This is a genomic window from Arthrobacter woluwensis, from assembly GCF_030816155.1.
Lineage (GTDB): Bacteria > Actinomycetota > Actinomycetes > Actinomycetales > Micrococcaceae > Arthrobacter_E > Arthrobacter_E woluwensis_A.
Map to the genome: position 1 here is coordinate 2,680,443 of NZ_JAUSXR010000001.1, position 13,606 is coordinate 2,694,048.

The window sequence follows — 13,606 nt, forward strand, 5'->3', positions numbered from 1 at the left end:
CAACCCCTCCATGCCATGGCAACAGCTCCATGACATCCTCGACGGCACCGAGGTCCAGCGTGCCGGGAAACGGAAGGCCAAGCGCACTGACGCCGGGCGGGCTCCGATCGAGCGTGACGGCGGGGACAGCCCCGCGTGGTCCCACAAACGAGGTCCGTACATCCCTCTCCCTCAGCTGCTCGCCGCAGCCACCGAAGAGTCCGGAGCGGACCCTGCCGAAGCCAGCACTTCGCCCCTCACCGCCTCGTCCCCCAGCACCCCACTCCCCAGCGCAGATCCGGAATCCTCCGGCGAAAGCGGACGCACGACGGCGGCCGGAACCAGTGCCACCATTCCGTACGCCGAACTCCATGCACATTCCCACTACAGCTTTCTGGACGGCGCTTCCTCCCCGGAGGAACTCGTGGAGGAAGCCGTGAAGCTGGGCCTGCACGCCCTGGCCATCACCGACCATGACGGCTTCTACGGGGTGGTCCGTCTGGCCGAGGCCGCCGAAGCCTATGGGCTCAAAACCATCTTCGGCGCGGAGCTTTCCCTCGGTCTGAGTGCCCCGCAGAACGGGGTGGCCGACCCCGAGGGCGAACACCTCCTGGTGCTGGCCCGGGGCGAGGAGGGCTACCACCGTCTGGCCGGGGCCATCACGCAGGCCCAGCTCGCCGACGGTGCGGAGAAAGGGCGCCCCGTCTTCGACCTCGACGACCTCGCCGTGCGACTCCGTGGACACGCCGTGGTGCTCACGGGCTGCCGTAAGGGTGCCGTCCGGCGTGCCCTCGCAGGAGCCGGTGCGGACGGCGGGTTCCGCAGCCCCGAAGCCGCCGCCGAACACGCCGTGCGCCGCCTTGTCGAGCGGTTCGGGCCGGAGGGCGTCGCCGTCGAGCTCTTCGATCACGGCAACCCTCTCGACAACGCACACAATGACGCCCTCGCCGCGATCGCCGACCGGCTGGGCCTGCCCTGCGTCGCCACGAACGCGGTGCATTTCGCGGAGCCGTCCCGCCACCCGCTGGCCACGGCCCTCGCCGCGGTGCGGGCACGACGGAGCCTCGATGAGATGGACGGCTGGCTCCCCGCGAGCGACGGGGCCCATCTGAGAAGCGGGGCCGAGATGGCCCGGCGCTTCGCGCGGTATCCGGGCGCGGTGGAGAACACCGTCCTGCTGGCCGACCAGCTGTCCTTCTCCCTCCGCTCGGCACGTCCGAAGCTCCCGAAACAGGACGTCCCCGAGGGACACACCCCCATGTCGTATCTGCGCGAGCTGGTGGAGCAGGGCATCACGGAGCGGTATGGCACTCCCGGGCCTGGGTGGCATGGCCCCGCACCTGTGGAGGAGGTACGGGCGCGGGTCGAGCAGGAGCTGGCGGTGATCGAGAAGAAGGACTTCCCGGGCTATTTCCTGATCGTTCGCGAGATCACCCAGTTCGCAAAGAGCCGCGGCATCCTCTGCCAGGGTCGGGGTTCCGCCGCGAATTCCGCCGCCTGTTACTTCCTCGGCATCACGGCCGTGGACAGCATCCAGTACCGTCTGCCGTTCGAACGCTTTCTTTCGAGCCTGCGGGAAGAGGAACCGGACATCGACGTCGATTTCGACTCGGATCGGCGCGAAGAGGTCATTCAGCACGTCTACGCCACCTACGGGCGGGCCAATGCGGCACAGGTGGCGAACGTCATCAGCTACCGGCCCAAGAACGCCGTGCGGGATGTGGCGAAGGCCTTCGGCTACAGCCAGGGCCAGCAGGACGCCTGGTCCAAGCAGCTGAACCGCTGGGATGCCCTCTCGGAGGCGCGGGAATCCACCGCGGGCCCGGACGACGCCGCTCCGGACACTTCACACCGGAACGCCGCAGGCCGGGGCAAGGTAGGCCGGGGCGACGCGAGCCGGGACCCGGCAGCCCGGAATCCGGCAGCCCGGGACCAGGCCGCGGCGAAGGGGACGCGGCCCTCCGATTCCTCAGCGTCCTCCGGAGAAACGACGGACGACGCCGTCATTCCGGAACCCGTCCTCGCCCTCGCGGAGCAGCTGCTCGGCTATCCGCGGCACCTCGGCATCCACTCGGGCGGCATGGTCCTGACCGAGCGCCCCGTGGGGGAAGTGGTGCCGATCGAACACGCGCGCATGGAGAACCGCACGGTTCTGCAATGGGACAAGGACGATTGCGAGTGGATGGGGCTCGTCAAGTTCGACCTCCTGGGCCTGGGGATGCTCGCGGCGCTCCAGTACTGCTTCGACCTGGTCGAGGAGAACTTCGGCGAGCGCTGGACCCTGGCCGATCTGCCGAAGGAAGAGCCCGCCGTTTACGACATGCTCTGCCGGGCCGATTCGGTGGGGGTCTTCCAGGTGGAGTCCCGGGCGCAGATGAGCACGCTCCCCCGCCTGCGCCCACGGGAGTTCTATGACCTGGTGGTGGAGATCGCGCTCATCCGGCCCGGTCCCATCCAGGGTGGCGCCGTCCATCCTTACATCCGCCGCCGCTCCGGGGAAGAGAAAGAAACCTACCCGCATCCTCTCCTCGAGCCGGTCCTCAAACGGACCCTCGGCGTTCCCTTGTTCCAGGAGCAGCTCATGCAGATGGCCATGGCGATCGGCGGGTGCAGTGCCGAGGACGCCGATCTCCTGCGCCGGGCCATGGGTTCCAAACGCGGAATTGAGAAGATCGACAGCCTGAAGCAGAAGCTCTTCGCCGGCATGGCGGAGAACGGGCTGGGCCCCGAGGAAGCTCAGACCATCTATCTGCAGATCAAGGCGTTCGCCAACTTCGGTTTCGCGGAATCGCACTCTCTGAGCTTCGCGCTGCTCGTCTACGCGAGTTCCTGGCTCAAGCTGCACTACCCCGGGGCGTTCCTGGCGGCCCTCCTGCGGGCCCAGCCCATGGGCTTCTACTCGCCGCAGACGCTGGTGGCCGATGCCCGTCGCCATGGGGTGCGGGTACTGAGGCCGGACATCCTGCGCTCCCGGGCGGAAGCCTGTCTGGAACCCGACGACGGCGAGCCGGAGGACGGCGAAGAGCTCACCGACGCCGGACACGGCACGGCCGGACGCGATACAGCCGATCGCACTGCGGGCCGGCACGCCGCAGCCGGACGCCCCGCAGCCGCCCACCGGCAAGACGCCGGGTTCCAGGCCGGCACCGGGTTCCGGCAACACAGCACCCTCCAGCAAGACAGCACCACCCGGCAACACAGCGCCCTCCAGGACAGTGCGGGGCCTACGCGTCCCACCCAGAGGCCCTTCACCCCACCCGGCGGGCTCGATTCCTGTCTCAACGATTTCCATCCCAAGGCCGGTCCTTTCGATCCGGAGGCCCCGGACGAGGGCGCGGCACACCGCCGCGACGGTTCCCATGCCGTCCGGCTGGGCATCGCGAGCGTCACGAGCATCGGGAAGGACCTTGCTGAACGCATCGTGGCCGAACGTGAGCAGAACGGCCCCTTCCTCGGTCTGACGGATCTCTCCCGGCGGACCGGCCTCACCGCCGAACAGCTCGAAGCACTCGCCTCGGCCGGAGCCTTCGAATCCCTGGGGCTCAGCCGGCGTGAGGCCCTCTGGCAAGCAGGCTCGGCCGCTCTCGAACGGCCAGGCCAGCTCCCCGGCACGCAGCCCTACATCCAGCCACCCCTCCTGCCCGAACTGGGTGACGAGGAAGCCGTGGCGTACGAGCTGTGGGCCACCGGCATCGCCACGGACGACCATCCGGTCCGGCACGCCCGGGGTCCCCTCGACGCGCGCGGAGTCCTGCGGATCACGGCCCTGCGCAGCGCGGAGGACGGCACCCGGGTGGAGGTCGCGGGGCTCGTGACCCACCGGCAGAGGCCTCAGACCGCGCAGGGCATCACCTTCATGAATCTCGAGGACGAGACCGGGATTCTCAACGTGGTGTGCAGCGTCGGGGTGTGGACCCGCTATCGCCGCGTCGCGCAGACCGCCAAGGCCATGGTGGTGCGGGGCCTGATGGAGCGCAGCAAGGAGGGCGTCATCAATCTGGTGGCGGACCGCCTTGAGGCGCTCCCGCTGCGGGCCAAGACCACCTCGAGGGACTTCCGATGAGCGCGCACCGAGCGGCGATGAGGGGAGCCCATGAAACGACTCGGCGAAAGGAAGCGTCCAGTGTCCCGTGACATGATGCTCCCGTGACCTCCGTGCTCCCCACCTCCCGCGCCTCCGGCGCCACGGCTCCTGTCGCGCGCCCGGTCACGGTCTCCGCGGCGCCTGACGCGGAAGGGGTCTGGGAGGCGCCGGCTCACTACTCGCTCGCGGCCACGTGCTTCCCGTTGCGACGGGGCGACGGCGACCCCACCTTCGCCCCGCATCCGGGCGGACTCTGGACGGCCTTCCGCACCCCGGAAGGCACCGTCTCCCTCCTGCTCACCCATCACCGGGACGAATTGCGGGTCCGGGCCTGGGGCGAAGGCGCCGTGCACGCCGTCGCGTCCGCTCCGGCCCTCCTCGGCCTCACCGATGACTGGGCCGCCTTCGACGCCGACCCCTTCCACACCTCCCTGCCCTCACTGGTCCGGGAGGCCCGACGCCGGAACCCCGGTCTGCGGGCACCGGCCACGGGGAGGATCGTCGAGTCGCTCGTGCCCACGATCCTCGAACAGAAGGTCACCACACTCGAAGCCCGCCGGGGCTACCGTTACCTGGTGCGCCGCTTCGGCTCACCGGCCCCGGGCGCGGGCCGGTTCGCGCCCGCCGGGCTGCTGGTGGCGCCGTCGTCCGCCCAATGGCTGCGCGTGCCGTCCTGGGAGTGGCACCGCGCCGGAGTCGGCCCCCAGCGCTCGGCGACGGTCCTACGGGCACTGCGCTCGGCGTCGGGCCTCGAACGGCTGGTGGACAAGAGCGCCACCGAGGCCGCCGCTGGCCTCCAGAGCATCCCGGGCATCGGGGTGTGGACCGCGGCCGAAGTCACCCAGCGCACCCACGCCGATCCCGATGCGATCTCCGTGGGCGATTTCCACCTGGCCAAGTTCGTGGGCTTCGCGCTGACCGGCGAACGGACGGACGACGCCGGGATGCTGCGCCTGCTCGCCCCGTGGGAGGGGCAGCGGCAACGGGTCGTCCGGATGCTCTACGCAGCAGGCGTCCGGGCGCCGCGTTACGGTCCGAAGATGACGATTCAGGACCACCGAGGCCACTGAGGCCCCGAAGCCGAACCCGCTCAGGCCCGCCGCTCGGTCAGGTGGACCGTCACCTCGTCGCCCGTGGTCTTGCCGCTCCGTCGCCGCAGCGCCGCACTGATCGGAAGCTTGTGGGTGCCGTCGCCGAGGGCCATGAAGGAGCTTTCGAACGGCTCCCCGTCGACGGTTCCCGTGACCCGGACCAGCCCGCGGGTTCCGAAGAACTCCGCCGAGCCGTCCATCTGCACATAGGTCCAGCCGCCCTTGGCGGGACTCGTCACGAGCGTGGCGGTGAACGTCACGTCCAGTGGTCCCGGCTGTGTCGCGTCGGCCATTCGGGTTCCTCCCCGCGCTGAAAGCCTGCCCTCCTGCCACGGTACGCCTCCTGAGGAGTGGCGTCAGCCCTCGGCGGCGACCCGTTCGCGGTCCAGCAGTCGGACGATCCCCGCCACGGCATCCCGTCCGGCGCGATTGGCTCCGACAGTCGACTGCGACGGGCCGAAACCGATCAGATGCACCCGCGGGTCGGCCGCCACCTGGGTGCCCCGGACCTCGATTCCGCCGCGCTCATTGCGCAGCGCGAGCGGCTCCAGATGCGCCAGAGCCGGTCGAAATCCGGTGGCCCAGAGAATCACGTCCACCCCGGTGAAGGAACCGTCCGCCTCCCGCACGCCGTAGGGCTCGATCGCCCTGAACATCGGCCGGCGTTCCAGCGCTCCGCGAGCCTTGGCCGCACGAGCGTAGGGGGTCCAGGCGAGCTGTGTGTAGGAGACGATGCTGCCGGTCGGGTTTCCGGCCTCGGCGTCGGCAGTGACCTTCTCGATGGTCTCTCGTCCTTCGACTTCGGGACTGAATCCCGCGTCGCGGAACACCGGTTCGCGCCGGGTGTACCAGCGGACCGTGGCGACCCGCGAGATCTCCTCCAGCTGCTGCACGGCCGAGATCCCGCCGCCCACCACGGCCACGCGGAGCCCCGCGAACTCGTCCAGGGAGACATAGTCCTTGGTGTGGAGCTGTCGTCCCAGGAACGTCTCCCGTCCCGGGTAGTCGGGCAGGACGGGGTTGGTCCAGGTGCCGCTCGCGTTGATCACCGCACGCGCGATCCACCGGCCGGCGCTGGTCTCGATCAGGAGCTCGCCGTCCGGATCGTCATCCGCGCGGGACACGGAATGCACCGTGACCGGCCTGAGGATCGGGAGTTTCTCGGCCTCTTCGAACGCGGTGAAGTAGGCCGGGACCGCGGTCCTGCTGGGCGTGCCCGGATCGACCGAGGGCTGCCGGAGTCCGGGCAGATCGAAGATGTTGTTGACGGTCGCCATGGTGAGCGACGACCAACGGTGCTGCCACGCGCCGCCCGGCCGCTCCTCGGCGTCGAGGATCACGAAGCCGCGCTCCGCGTCCGGATCCGTGAGCGCGCTGACGAAGCCGCTGCGCCGCAGATGATGACCGGCGGAGAGGCCTGCCTGCCCTGCCCCGATGACGACGACGGCGGCGCGCCGGACGCCCTCCGCCGCTGCGGCGCCGCTCACTTCCGTCCGTCCTGGTCGAGGCCGAGATTCCGGCGCAGGGCGTGGCTCACCCGGTCGACGTCCACGAGCTCCTCGGGTGTGAAGGCCTCGAGGAACAGCTCGTGCACCGCCTTCAGATGGGGGACGGAGGCCGCCCGGAAGGTCTCCAGGCCGTGGTCCGTGGCGCGGACGTCGATGCCCCTCGCCTCATCGGTGCAGGTGTTCCTGCTGATGAGCCCGCGTTTCTCCATCCGGCCCAGGTGGTGTGAGAGGCGGCTGCGTTCCCAGCCGACCAGGTCCGCGAGTTCTGAGGAGCGCAGGGTGTTCCGCTTCGCCTCGCTCAGCGCCAGGAGCACCTGATAGTCGCCCGCGGACAGGGCGGTCTCGCTCAGAAAGCGCGCCGCGAGCCGGGCCTGCAGTGCCTCGGCGGTCTCCAGGTAGTTCCGCCAGATGCGCAGTTCCTCCCGCGTGGGCAGGTGGTCCCGGGCAGGGCCGGGGCGGTGCTGGATGTGGGCCATGATTCCTCCCGAATTGACATGTCAACTGTAGGAGCGGATTATTGACATGTCAATTCATTCAGCAGCGGAAGGCACCCGGCCATGACGGCACAGCAGGAGAACCCCCTCACCCTCGGCATCCTCGGCGCCGGAAAAGTGGGCACGGTCCTGGCGCGGCTGGCCGTCGCCGCGGGCTACAAGGTCTTGATCTCGGGTTCCGGCGACCCCGCCAAGATCTCCCTCATCACCGCCGTCCTGGCCCCCGGCGCCGTCGCGGTGCGCCCGGAGGAGGCGGCCCGGCAAGCGGATGTGGCGATTCTCGCCCTCCCTCTGGGCAAATACCAGAGCCTTCCGGTGGAGGAGCTCCGCGGGAAGCCGGTGATCGACGCGATGAACTACTGGTGGGAGACGGACGGCCTGCGCGACGATCTCCGGAACCCCGTGACGTCCACCAGCGAGATCGTCCAGGATTTCCTGCCCGAGTCCCGCGTGCTGAAGGCCTTCAACCACATGGGTTACCACGACCTGGACGAAGGCGCGCGGCCGGCGGGCGCTCCCGGACGGAAGGCGATCGCCGTCGCAGGCGACCTGGAATCGGATCTGGACGCGGTCGCCGCGCTGGTCGACGCCCTCGGCTTCGACCCCGTGATCCTGACCCCGCTCGCCGCGAGCGCCCGCCTCGAGCCCGGAAATCCCGCCTTCGGGGCGAACGTGGAGGCGGACGAACTCCGCGAGCTCATCGGAGTCGAATCCGCCGCCGCCTAGCATTGCGGGGTCACATGATGTCGCCCCTCGACCTGACAACCGGCATCAAGTGACCCCGCATTCATGCTGCCCTGCGAAGTCCATGCCTGATCCGTTCGATCGCCCCGACGAAACCTTCCGCGAGGTCGTCCGCATTCACCTTGAAGTAGAGCCAACCGGCGTTGACGAAGGCCTCATCTCGTCGATTGTCCCGGCTCTGCTGGAACCGGCTTCTGTGGTGCGCCCCCTCATATTGAATGGCCAGCCGAAACTCCCGGTAGCCGAGATCCGCTGGAGGTGACCACGGGTCGGCTGGGTCCACCCGGATCTGAAGTTCCGGCTCGGGCAGCCCGGCGTCGACCATCGCGAGCCGGAGAAAGGTCTCAGGGAGCGAATCAGCACCGATCCGCATCTGCTCCAGGGCCAGCGAAGCCTTCCGGACACCCTTCATCTTGCGATGATTCCGGATGATCGCGGCAACGTCCGACGGTGACGCGTACGGATCCGCCCGGCCCTCGAATCGCTCCCGCGGAATCCGGATCAGCTGGTCCCCCATCGCGATGAGATAGGGCAGCGGAAGGGTATGCGCGAGATCGAGCCATGTCCTGAGAGGAGTGGACATCGGGATGCCGTCGAATTCTTCGACTTCTCCAGGGAAGACCCGGACGCGATGCCCCACCACACCGTCCCGACGTACCCGCGGCAGACCATGCGGTTTACTCAGGTGCACCTGCGTCTCGTCCGCCAGCCACGAAGGCAAACCCAGCCCGCTCAACAGTGCGGCCGTCTGATGTGAGACCCACGCGGTCGGCGTCGCTTTCGCCAGGACCCTGCTCCGCTCCCGGAGGTCGGGAAGCACACCGCTCGGCACTCGGATCAGCCGACCTGCCGTTTCGAGATCCTTCGCACGCAGCCGCCCCGGAGAGACACCCATGTCCCGGGACTCGTACACCGTGAAAGGCCGGGCCCGAAGCCCTTCCGGGAGCGGTTTCGGCTTGGTCATGCTCCCAGCTTGGCCCAAAGTTCCGCGGCCCGCTGACGATATCCACAGGCTCCCGATGCGGGGTCAGTTAATGCCACCCGAAGGGGGCGGAGCCGGCATCAAGTGACCCCGCATTCGCGAAGAAGCCCTACAGCCCCATCCTCTTCACTGCTTCCTCCCGCATCTCGACTTTCCGGATCTTGCCCGAGACGGTCATGGGGAAACTCTCGCGCAGTTCCAGGTACCGCGGGATCTTGTAATGCGCCAGCCGTCCAGCACAGTATTCGCGGAGGCCTTCCACGGTCAGTTCAGGCGCCCCGGGCTTCAGGATGATGCAGGCCATGAGTTCCTCGCCGTACTTCTCGTCCGGAACACCGATCACCTGGACGTCCTGAACGTCCGGGTGCTGGTACAGGAACTCCTCGATCTCCCGGGGATAGATGTTCTCCCCGCCCCGGATCACGAGGTCCTTGATGCGGCCCTCCACCAGCACGTAGCCGTCCTGGTCCATCCGGGCCAGGTCCCCGGTGTGCATCCAGCCCTCGGCGTCGATGGCCTCAGCGGTCTTGTCCGGCTGATCCCAGTAGCCCTTCATCACGACGTAACCGCGGGTGCACAGCTCGCCGATCTCACCCCGCGGTACCACCGCGCCGCTCAGCGGGTCGATGATCCGGCTTTCGCAGTGCGGCATCGTCCGGCCCACCGACTCGGTGCGCTGCGCCAGGGTGTCGCCTTCGCGGGTCATGGTCGAGACGGGCGAGGTCTCGGTCATGCCGTAACAGATGGCCACGTCCTTCATGTGCATCTCCCCGATCACGCGCTTCATGACTTCGATGGGACAGAGGGACCCTGCCATGACGCCGGTCCGCAGGGCCTCGAGGCGGTACGAGTCGAAGTCCGGGAGCGCCAGCTCGGCGATGAACATCGTCGGCACGCCATAGAGCGACGTCGCCCCGAACTCCTGCACCGCCCGCAGCGCCGCCGACGGGTTGAACGTGCGCGACGGGATGATCGCCGTCCCGCCGTAGGAGAAGATGTTCAGATTCCCGATCACCATGCCGAAGCAGTGGTAGAACGGCACCGGGATGACCACCTTGTCCTCCTCGGTGTACTTCAGGAGGGCGCCGATCTGGTGCCCGTTGTTGAGGATGTTGTGGTGCGTGAGGGTGGCGCCCTTCGGGAACCCCGTGGTGCCGGAGGTGTACTGGATGTTGATGGCATCGTGCGGGTCCAGCCCCGCCATCCGCTCCGCGAGCGCTTCGGGCACGACGACGGCCGCCTCCTCGAGCAGCCCTCCCCAGCTCCACTCCCCGGGGCTCTGCGGGACCCCCTCCCGCAGGCTCAGCTGCGGATCGGTCTCGGTATTGCCGGGCAAGAAGACGAGTTCCTGCAGCTCGGGACAGTGCTCGACGGCCGCGCGGGCCATGGCCACGTAGTCGCTGTTCCGGTCATCCGGAGCGAGGACCAGCATCCGCATGCCGTTCTGCCGGGCCACGAATTCGAGCTCGTGCGTGCGGTACGCGGGATTGACGTTGACCAGGATGGCGCCGATCTTGGCCGTCGCGTACTGGAGGATGGTCCACTCGGCGCAATTGGCACTCCAGATGCCCACCCGCTCCCCCACGCCGATGCCCACGGCGAGGAGGGCACGTGCCAGGAGGTCGACGTCGTCGTTCAGTTCGCGGTACGTCCACCGGCGCGGAGGATGGCCGGGAAGTCCCGCCTCCACGAGTGCCTCCCGCTCGGGGAAACGCTGGACGACGGTTTCGAAGTCGTCGCCGATCGTCCGGTTCAGCAACGGGACGCTGGCGTCCCCGGCGGTGTAGGAGTCCATGTGAGGCAGGTTACTGGTTGGTACGTGTCGGCGACCAGACCTCGGGGCCGTCCTCCCGCGGCTTTTCGAGGCGGGCCGCCAGCCCTCCGCCGATCGCGCCGAACAAGTGCCCCTGCCAGGAGATCCCGGTCTGACCGGGGAAGACACCCCAGAGAACGGCCCCATAGGCGAGGAGGATGACGACCCCCAGCGCGATCTGGAGCACGCTCCGGGTGAAGACGCCGCGCAGCACGAGGTAGACGATCCAGCCGAACACCAGCCCGGAGGCGCCGAGGTGCAGCGATCCAGGTCCACCCGTGAGCCAGGTGCCGATACCGCCCACGAGCCAGACGACGGCGGTGACGCGCAGCCACGCCCCGATTCCGGACAGCAGGATCACGAAGCCCAGGACCAGCAGCGGCCCGGTGTTCGCGATCAGGTGACCCCAGCCCAGGTGCAGCAGCGGCGCGAACAGGATCCCGCTCAGCCCGGACGGATTCCAGGGCCTGATCCCGAAGGAATCGAGCCGGTGGCCCATCACGGTGTCGACCAGCTCGATGACCCAGAGCAGCAGGACGAACCCGCCGATGGTCACGGCCGCGGTCGCGACGCGGCTCCGGCCGGGCCGCTCCTGCTCGTCCTGCTCGGGAATGAGGCTCATGCGGACAGTCTAGAAGGCCGTCCTTTCCGTCCCGCGGACGACGACGGCCCGGCGGCGCCCGCTGGGGCGCTCACCGGGCCGTCGGCACGGAAGAGTGGGCTCAGTCCTCGGCGGTCTCGCCGGCTTCGGCCTGGGCCTTGGCGACCTGAGCGTGAACCTCGGTCATGTCCAGGCCCTTGACGGCCTCCACGAGCTGCTCGAGCTGCGGGGCGGACATGGCGCCAGGCTGGGAGAAGACGAGGACCTGCTCGCGGAAGGCCATGAGCGTCGGAATCGAGGTGATGCCGGCCTCGGCGGACAGCTGCTGCTCCGTCTCGGTGTCCACCTTGGCGAAGAAGACGTCGGGGTGCTTCTCCGAAACGGCGGCGTAGTTGGGGGCGAACATCTTGCAGGGTCGGCACCAATCGGCCCAGAAGTCCACCAGCACGATGTCGTTGCCCTGAATGGTCTCGGTGAACTGTTCTCCGGTGATGTCTACGGTAGCCATGTCTCCACGGTATCCACCCGGGCGGCGCCTGGCCACCCTGCCGGCGTGCTGTCCGCTGAGGGCGTGACCGGTTCCGCCACGCCTCTTCCCTTTCATTGAACACGTGTTTAGTATCTTAAACATGCGTTCAGCACCACAGAACGACCTCACCACCAAGGCCCGGATCCGTGACACCGCCATCCGGCTCTACGCTCGCGACGGCTTCGCGAAGACGAGCCTCCGTGCCATCGCCACGGAAGCCGGGGTCAGCCCCGGTCTGCTCATCCACCACTTCGGCTCGGCCGCCGGGCTGCGCGAAGCCTGCGACGAGCAGGTGCTGGGGGTCACCACCGAACGGGCGAGCAGCAAGATGCGGCCCGGCGGACTCAAACACCTCATGGCGGAGTTCAACCGCAATCCGGAGGGCTACACCCTGGAGATGGACTACCTCCGCCAGGCGCTGCTGGAAGGCACGGCCACGAGCGCCTCGCTGTTCCAGCACCTGGTGGAACTGAGCGAGTCGGTGATCTGCAGCGGCATCGAGGACGGGACCGTCCGGCCCTTCACCGACATCCGAGGGGTCGCCGTCCTCACCGCCCTCACCAGCGTCGGCTCCCTCGCCTTCGGCCCGATCGCGGCGAAGGCTCTGGGAGTGGAAGGCGACTGGCAGAGCGTCATGCAGCGCATCGGCGGACCGGGCCTGGAGCTCTACACCCACGGCTTCTACACCACCGACGCCTTCCTCACGGCCTACCGGGAGGCCACCTCCCCGGACCACGACGAACCTCAGGAGGCCTGACATGTCGTCCAGCACCAGTTCAGCCGGCGTCGTCTCAAACAGCGCCAGTTCAGCCAGCATCAGCGTCCAGGCCCTGCACAAGTCCTTCGCCCGGAACGAGGTGCTCCACGGGCTCAGCTTCGAGCTGCCTCCGGGCACTGTCCTCGGCCTGATCGGGCCGAACGGCGCCGGCAAGACCACCACGCTCCGGTGCCTCGTGGACATCATCCGTCCCAGCAGTGGGTCACTCCGGGTGCTGGGCGAGGACCCACGCCACGCGGGCCCTGAGCTGCGCCGCCGCATCGGCTACCTCCCGGGCGAACTGATCCTGGAATCGCGGGTCACGGGCCGCAAGCTCCTTCAGCATTTCGCCCGACTGAGCGGCCCGGTGCGCCACGGCCGGATCGAGGAACTGGCCGAACGGCTCAACGTCCCGCTGGACAAGCAGGTCCGCGAGCTCTCCAAGGGCAACAAGCAGAAGCTCGGGCTCATCCAGGCTTTCATGCACGACCCCGAACTCCTCATCCTGGACGAACCCACGAGCGGCCTGGACCCTCTGCTCCAGCAGGAGTTCCTCTCGATGATCGCCGAGGTCCGCGCGGACGGCCGTTCGGTCCTGCTCAGTTCGCACGTGCTCAGCGAACTGCAGCAGAGCGCGGACCGGGTGGCGATCCTCCGCGCCGGGTCGATCGTCGCGGACGCGAGCGTCGAGGAGCTACGGGCGACCGCGGTCCGCACCCTGCGGGTCCGCCTCGAAGACGGCGACCAGCAGCGTGAGGACGCTCTCGAACGCCTGCGCGGCGTCCCCGGCGTCGACGGCCTGAACACCCTCCCGGACGGACGACTGGAGGCGAGCGTGCACGACGGCGTCCGCCCCCTGCTCGCGGCACTCGCCGCCCTGCCGGTCACCGACGTCGTGCTGGAAGAGCCCGACCTGGAGCAGGCGGTGCTGACGTTGTACGGCACCCATCCAGGCTCCGCGCATCCTCCGGAGGCGGAACGACGGGGCGGCCGCCATGAGCGGCACGCACGGAAGGAGTCCTGA

At 68.7% G+C, this 13,606-nt stretch carries 12 protein-coding genes; 5 read left to right on the forward strand and 7 right to left on the reverse strand.

Annotation, left to right across the window (positions count from 1 at the left end):
* The first annotated feature begins 10 nt into the window (after positions 1–10).
* Positions 11–4,042: an error-prone DNA polymerase gene (locus QFZ52_RS12235; RefSeq protein WP_307497860.1), complete on the forward strand. Its 4,032-nt coding sequence runs from the start codon at positions 11–13 to the stop codon at positions 4,040–4,042.
* An 83-nt stretch (positions 4,043–4,125) separates the two neighbouring features.
* Positions 4,126–5,133, forward strand: a complete 1,008-nt coding sequence (locus QFZ52_RS12240) for a DNA-3-methyladenine glycosylase family protein (RefSeq protein ID WP_307497861.1) — start codon at positions 4,126–4,128, stop codon at positions 5,131–5,133.
* A 20-nt stretch (positions 5,134–5,153) separates the two neighbouring features.
* Here QFZ52_RS12240 and QFZ52_RS12245 read toward each other — a convergent pair whose 3' ends face one another.
* From QFZ52_RS12245 to QFZ52_RS12255, 3 genes are all read right to left on the reverse strand, one after another.
* A complete protein-coding gene (locus tag QFZ52_RS12245) occupies positions 5,154–5,447 on the reverse strand; it encodes a DUF1905 domain-containing protein (protein WP_307497862.1) in 294 nt (97 codons plus the stop codon).
* A gap of 63 nt (positions 5,448–5,510) precedes the next feature.
* Entirely contained in the window at positions 5,511–6,641 is a 1,131-nt protein-coding gene (locus QFZ52_RS12250; protein WP_307497863.1) for an NAD(P)-binding domain-containing protein, read from the reverse strand.
* Positions 6,638–7,138 carry a MarR family winged helix-turn-helix transcriptional regulator gene (locus tag QFZ52_RS12255; protein WP_307497864.1) on the reverse strand — a complete coding sequence of 167 codons (501 nt, stop codon included), beginning with the start codon at positions 7,136–7,138 and terminating at the stop codon, positions 6,638–6,640. Before QFZ52_RS12255 ends, QFZ52_RS12250 begins: the two co-directional genes overlap by 4 nt.
* 81 nt (positions 7,139–7,219) lie before the next feature.
* Between QFZ52_RS12255 and QFZ52_RS12260 the strand changes: the two genes are divergently transcribed.
* Positions 7,220–7,882, forward strand: a complete 663-nt coding sequence (locus QFZ52_RS12260) for an NADPH-dependent F420 reductase (protein WP_307497865.1) — start codon at positions 7,220–7,222, stop codon at positions 7,880–7,882.
* 61 nt (positions 7,883–7,943) lie between these two features.
* Here the strand turns inward: QFZ52_RS12260 and QFZ52_RS12265 are convergent, their stop codons facing one another.
* The 4 genes from QFZ52_RS12265 to QFZ52_RS12280 all read right to left on the reverse strand — a co-directional run bounded on the left by QFZ52_RS12265 (position 7,944) and on the right by QFZ52_RS12280 (position 11,804).
* A complete protein-coding gene (locus QFZ52_RS12265) occupies positions 7,944–8,864 on the reverse strand; it encodes a hypothetical protein (protein ID WP_307497866.1) in 921 nt (306 codons plus the stop codon).
* A 127-nt stretch (positions 8,865–8,991) separates the two neighbouring features.
* Positions 8,992–10,677 carry an AMP-binding protein gene (locus QFZ52_RS12270; protein ID WP_307497867.1) on the reverse strand — a complete coding sequence of 562 codons (1,686 nt, stop codon included), beginning with the start codon at positions 10,675–10,677 and terminating at the stop codon, positions 8,992–8,994.
* 10 nt (positions 10,678–10,687) lie between these two features.
* Complete coding sequence (locus QFZ52_RS12275) at positions 10,688–11,317, reverse strand: rhomboid family intramembrane serine protease (protein ID WP_307497868.1); 630 nt, start codon at positions 11,315–11,317, stop codon at positions 10,688–10,690.
* A 100-nt stretch (positions 11,318–11,417) separates the two neighbouring features.
* Positions 11,418–11,804, reverse strand: a complete 387-nt coding sequence (locus tag QFZ52_RS12280; RefSeq protein WP_107004346.1) for a thioredoxin family protein — start codon at positions 11,802–11,804, stop codon at positions 11,418–11,420.
* Positions 11,805–11,925: 121 nt separating this feature from the next.
* Between QFZ52_RS12280 and QFZ52_RS12285 the strand changes: the two genes are divergently transcribed.
* Positions 11,926–12,582: a TetR/AcrR family transcriptional regulator gene (locus QFZ52_RS12285; protein ID WP_307497869.1), complete on the forward strand. Its 657-nt coding sequence runs from the start codon at positions 11,926–11,928 to the stop codon at positions 12,580–12,582.
* A 1-nt stretch (position 12,583) separates the two neighbouring features.
* A complete protein-coding gene (locus QFZ52_RS12290) occupies positions 12,584–13,606 on the forward strand; it encodes an ABC transporter ATP-binding protein (protein ID WP_307497870.1) in 1,023 nt (340 codons plus the stop codon).

Bases quoted from the DNA above. Each gene is read 5' to 3' on its own strand.
- QFZ52_RS12265 (WP_307497866.1), bottom strand. From the start codon at position 8,864: ATGACCAAGCCGAAACCGCTCCCGGAAGGGCTTCGGGCCCGGCCTTTC.
- QFZ52_RS12275 (WP_307497868.1), bottom strand. From the start codon at position 11,317: ATGAGCCTCATTCCCGAGCAGGACGAGCAGGAGCGGCCCGGCCGGAGC.
- QFZ52_RS12260 (WP_307497865.1), top strand. From the start codon at position 7,220: ATGACGGCACAGCAGGAGAACCCCCTCACCCTCGGCATCCTCGGCGCC.
- QFZ52_RS12285 (WP_307497869.1), top strand. From the start codon at position 11,926: ATGCGTTCAGCACCACAGAACGACCTCACCACCAAGGCCCGGATCCGT.
- QFZ52_RS12280 (WP_107004346.1), bottom strand. From the start codon at position 11,804: ATGGCTACCGTAGACATCACCGGAGAACAGTTCACCGAGACCATTCAG.
- QFZ52_RS12290 (WP_307497870.1), top strand. From the start codon at position 12,584: ATGTCGTCCAGCACCAGTTCAGCCGGCGTCGTCTCAAACAGCGCCAGT.
- QFZ52_RS12255 (WP_307497864.1), bottom strand. From the start codon at position 7,138: ATGGCCCACATCCAGCACCGCCCCGGCCCTGCCCGGGACCACCTGCCC.
- QFZ52_RS12245 (WP_307497862.1), bottom strand. From the start codon at position 5,447: ATGGCCGACGCGACACAGCCGGGACCACTGGACGTGACGTTCACCGCC.
- QFZ52_RS12235 (WP_307497860.1), top strand. From the start codon at position 11: ATGCCATGGCAACAGCTCCATGACATCCTCGACGGCACCGAGGTCCAG.
- QFZ52_RS12270 (WP_307497867.1), bottom strand. From the start codon at position 10,677: ATGGACTCCTACACCGCCGGGGACGCCAGCGTCCCGTTGCTGAACCGG.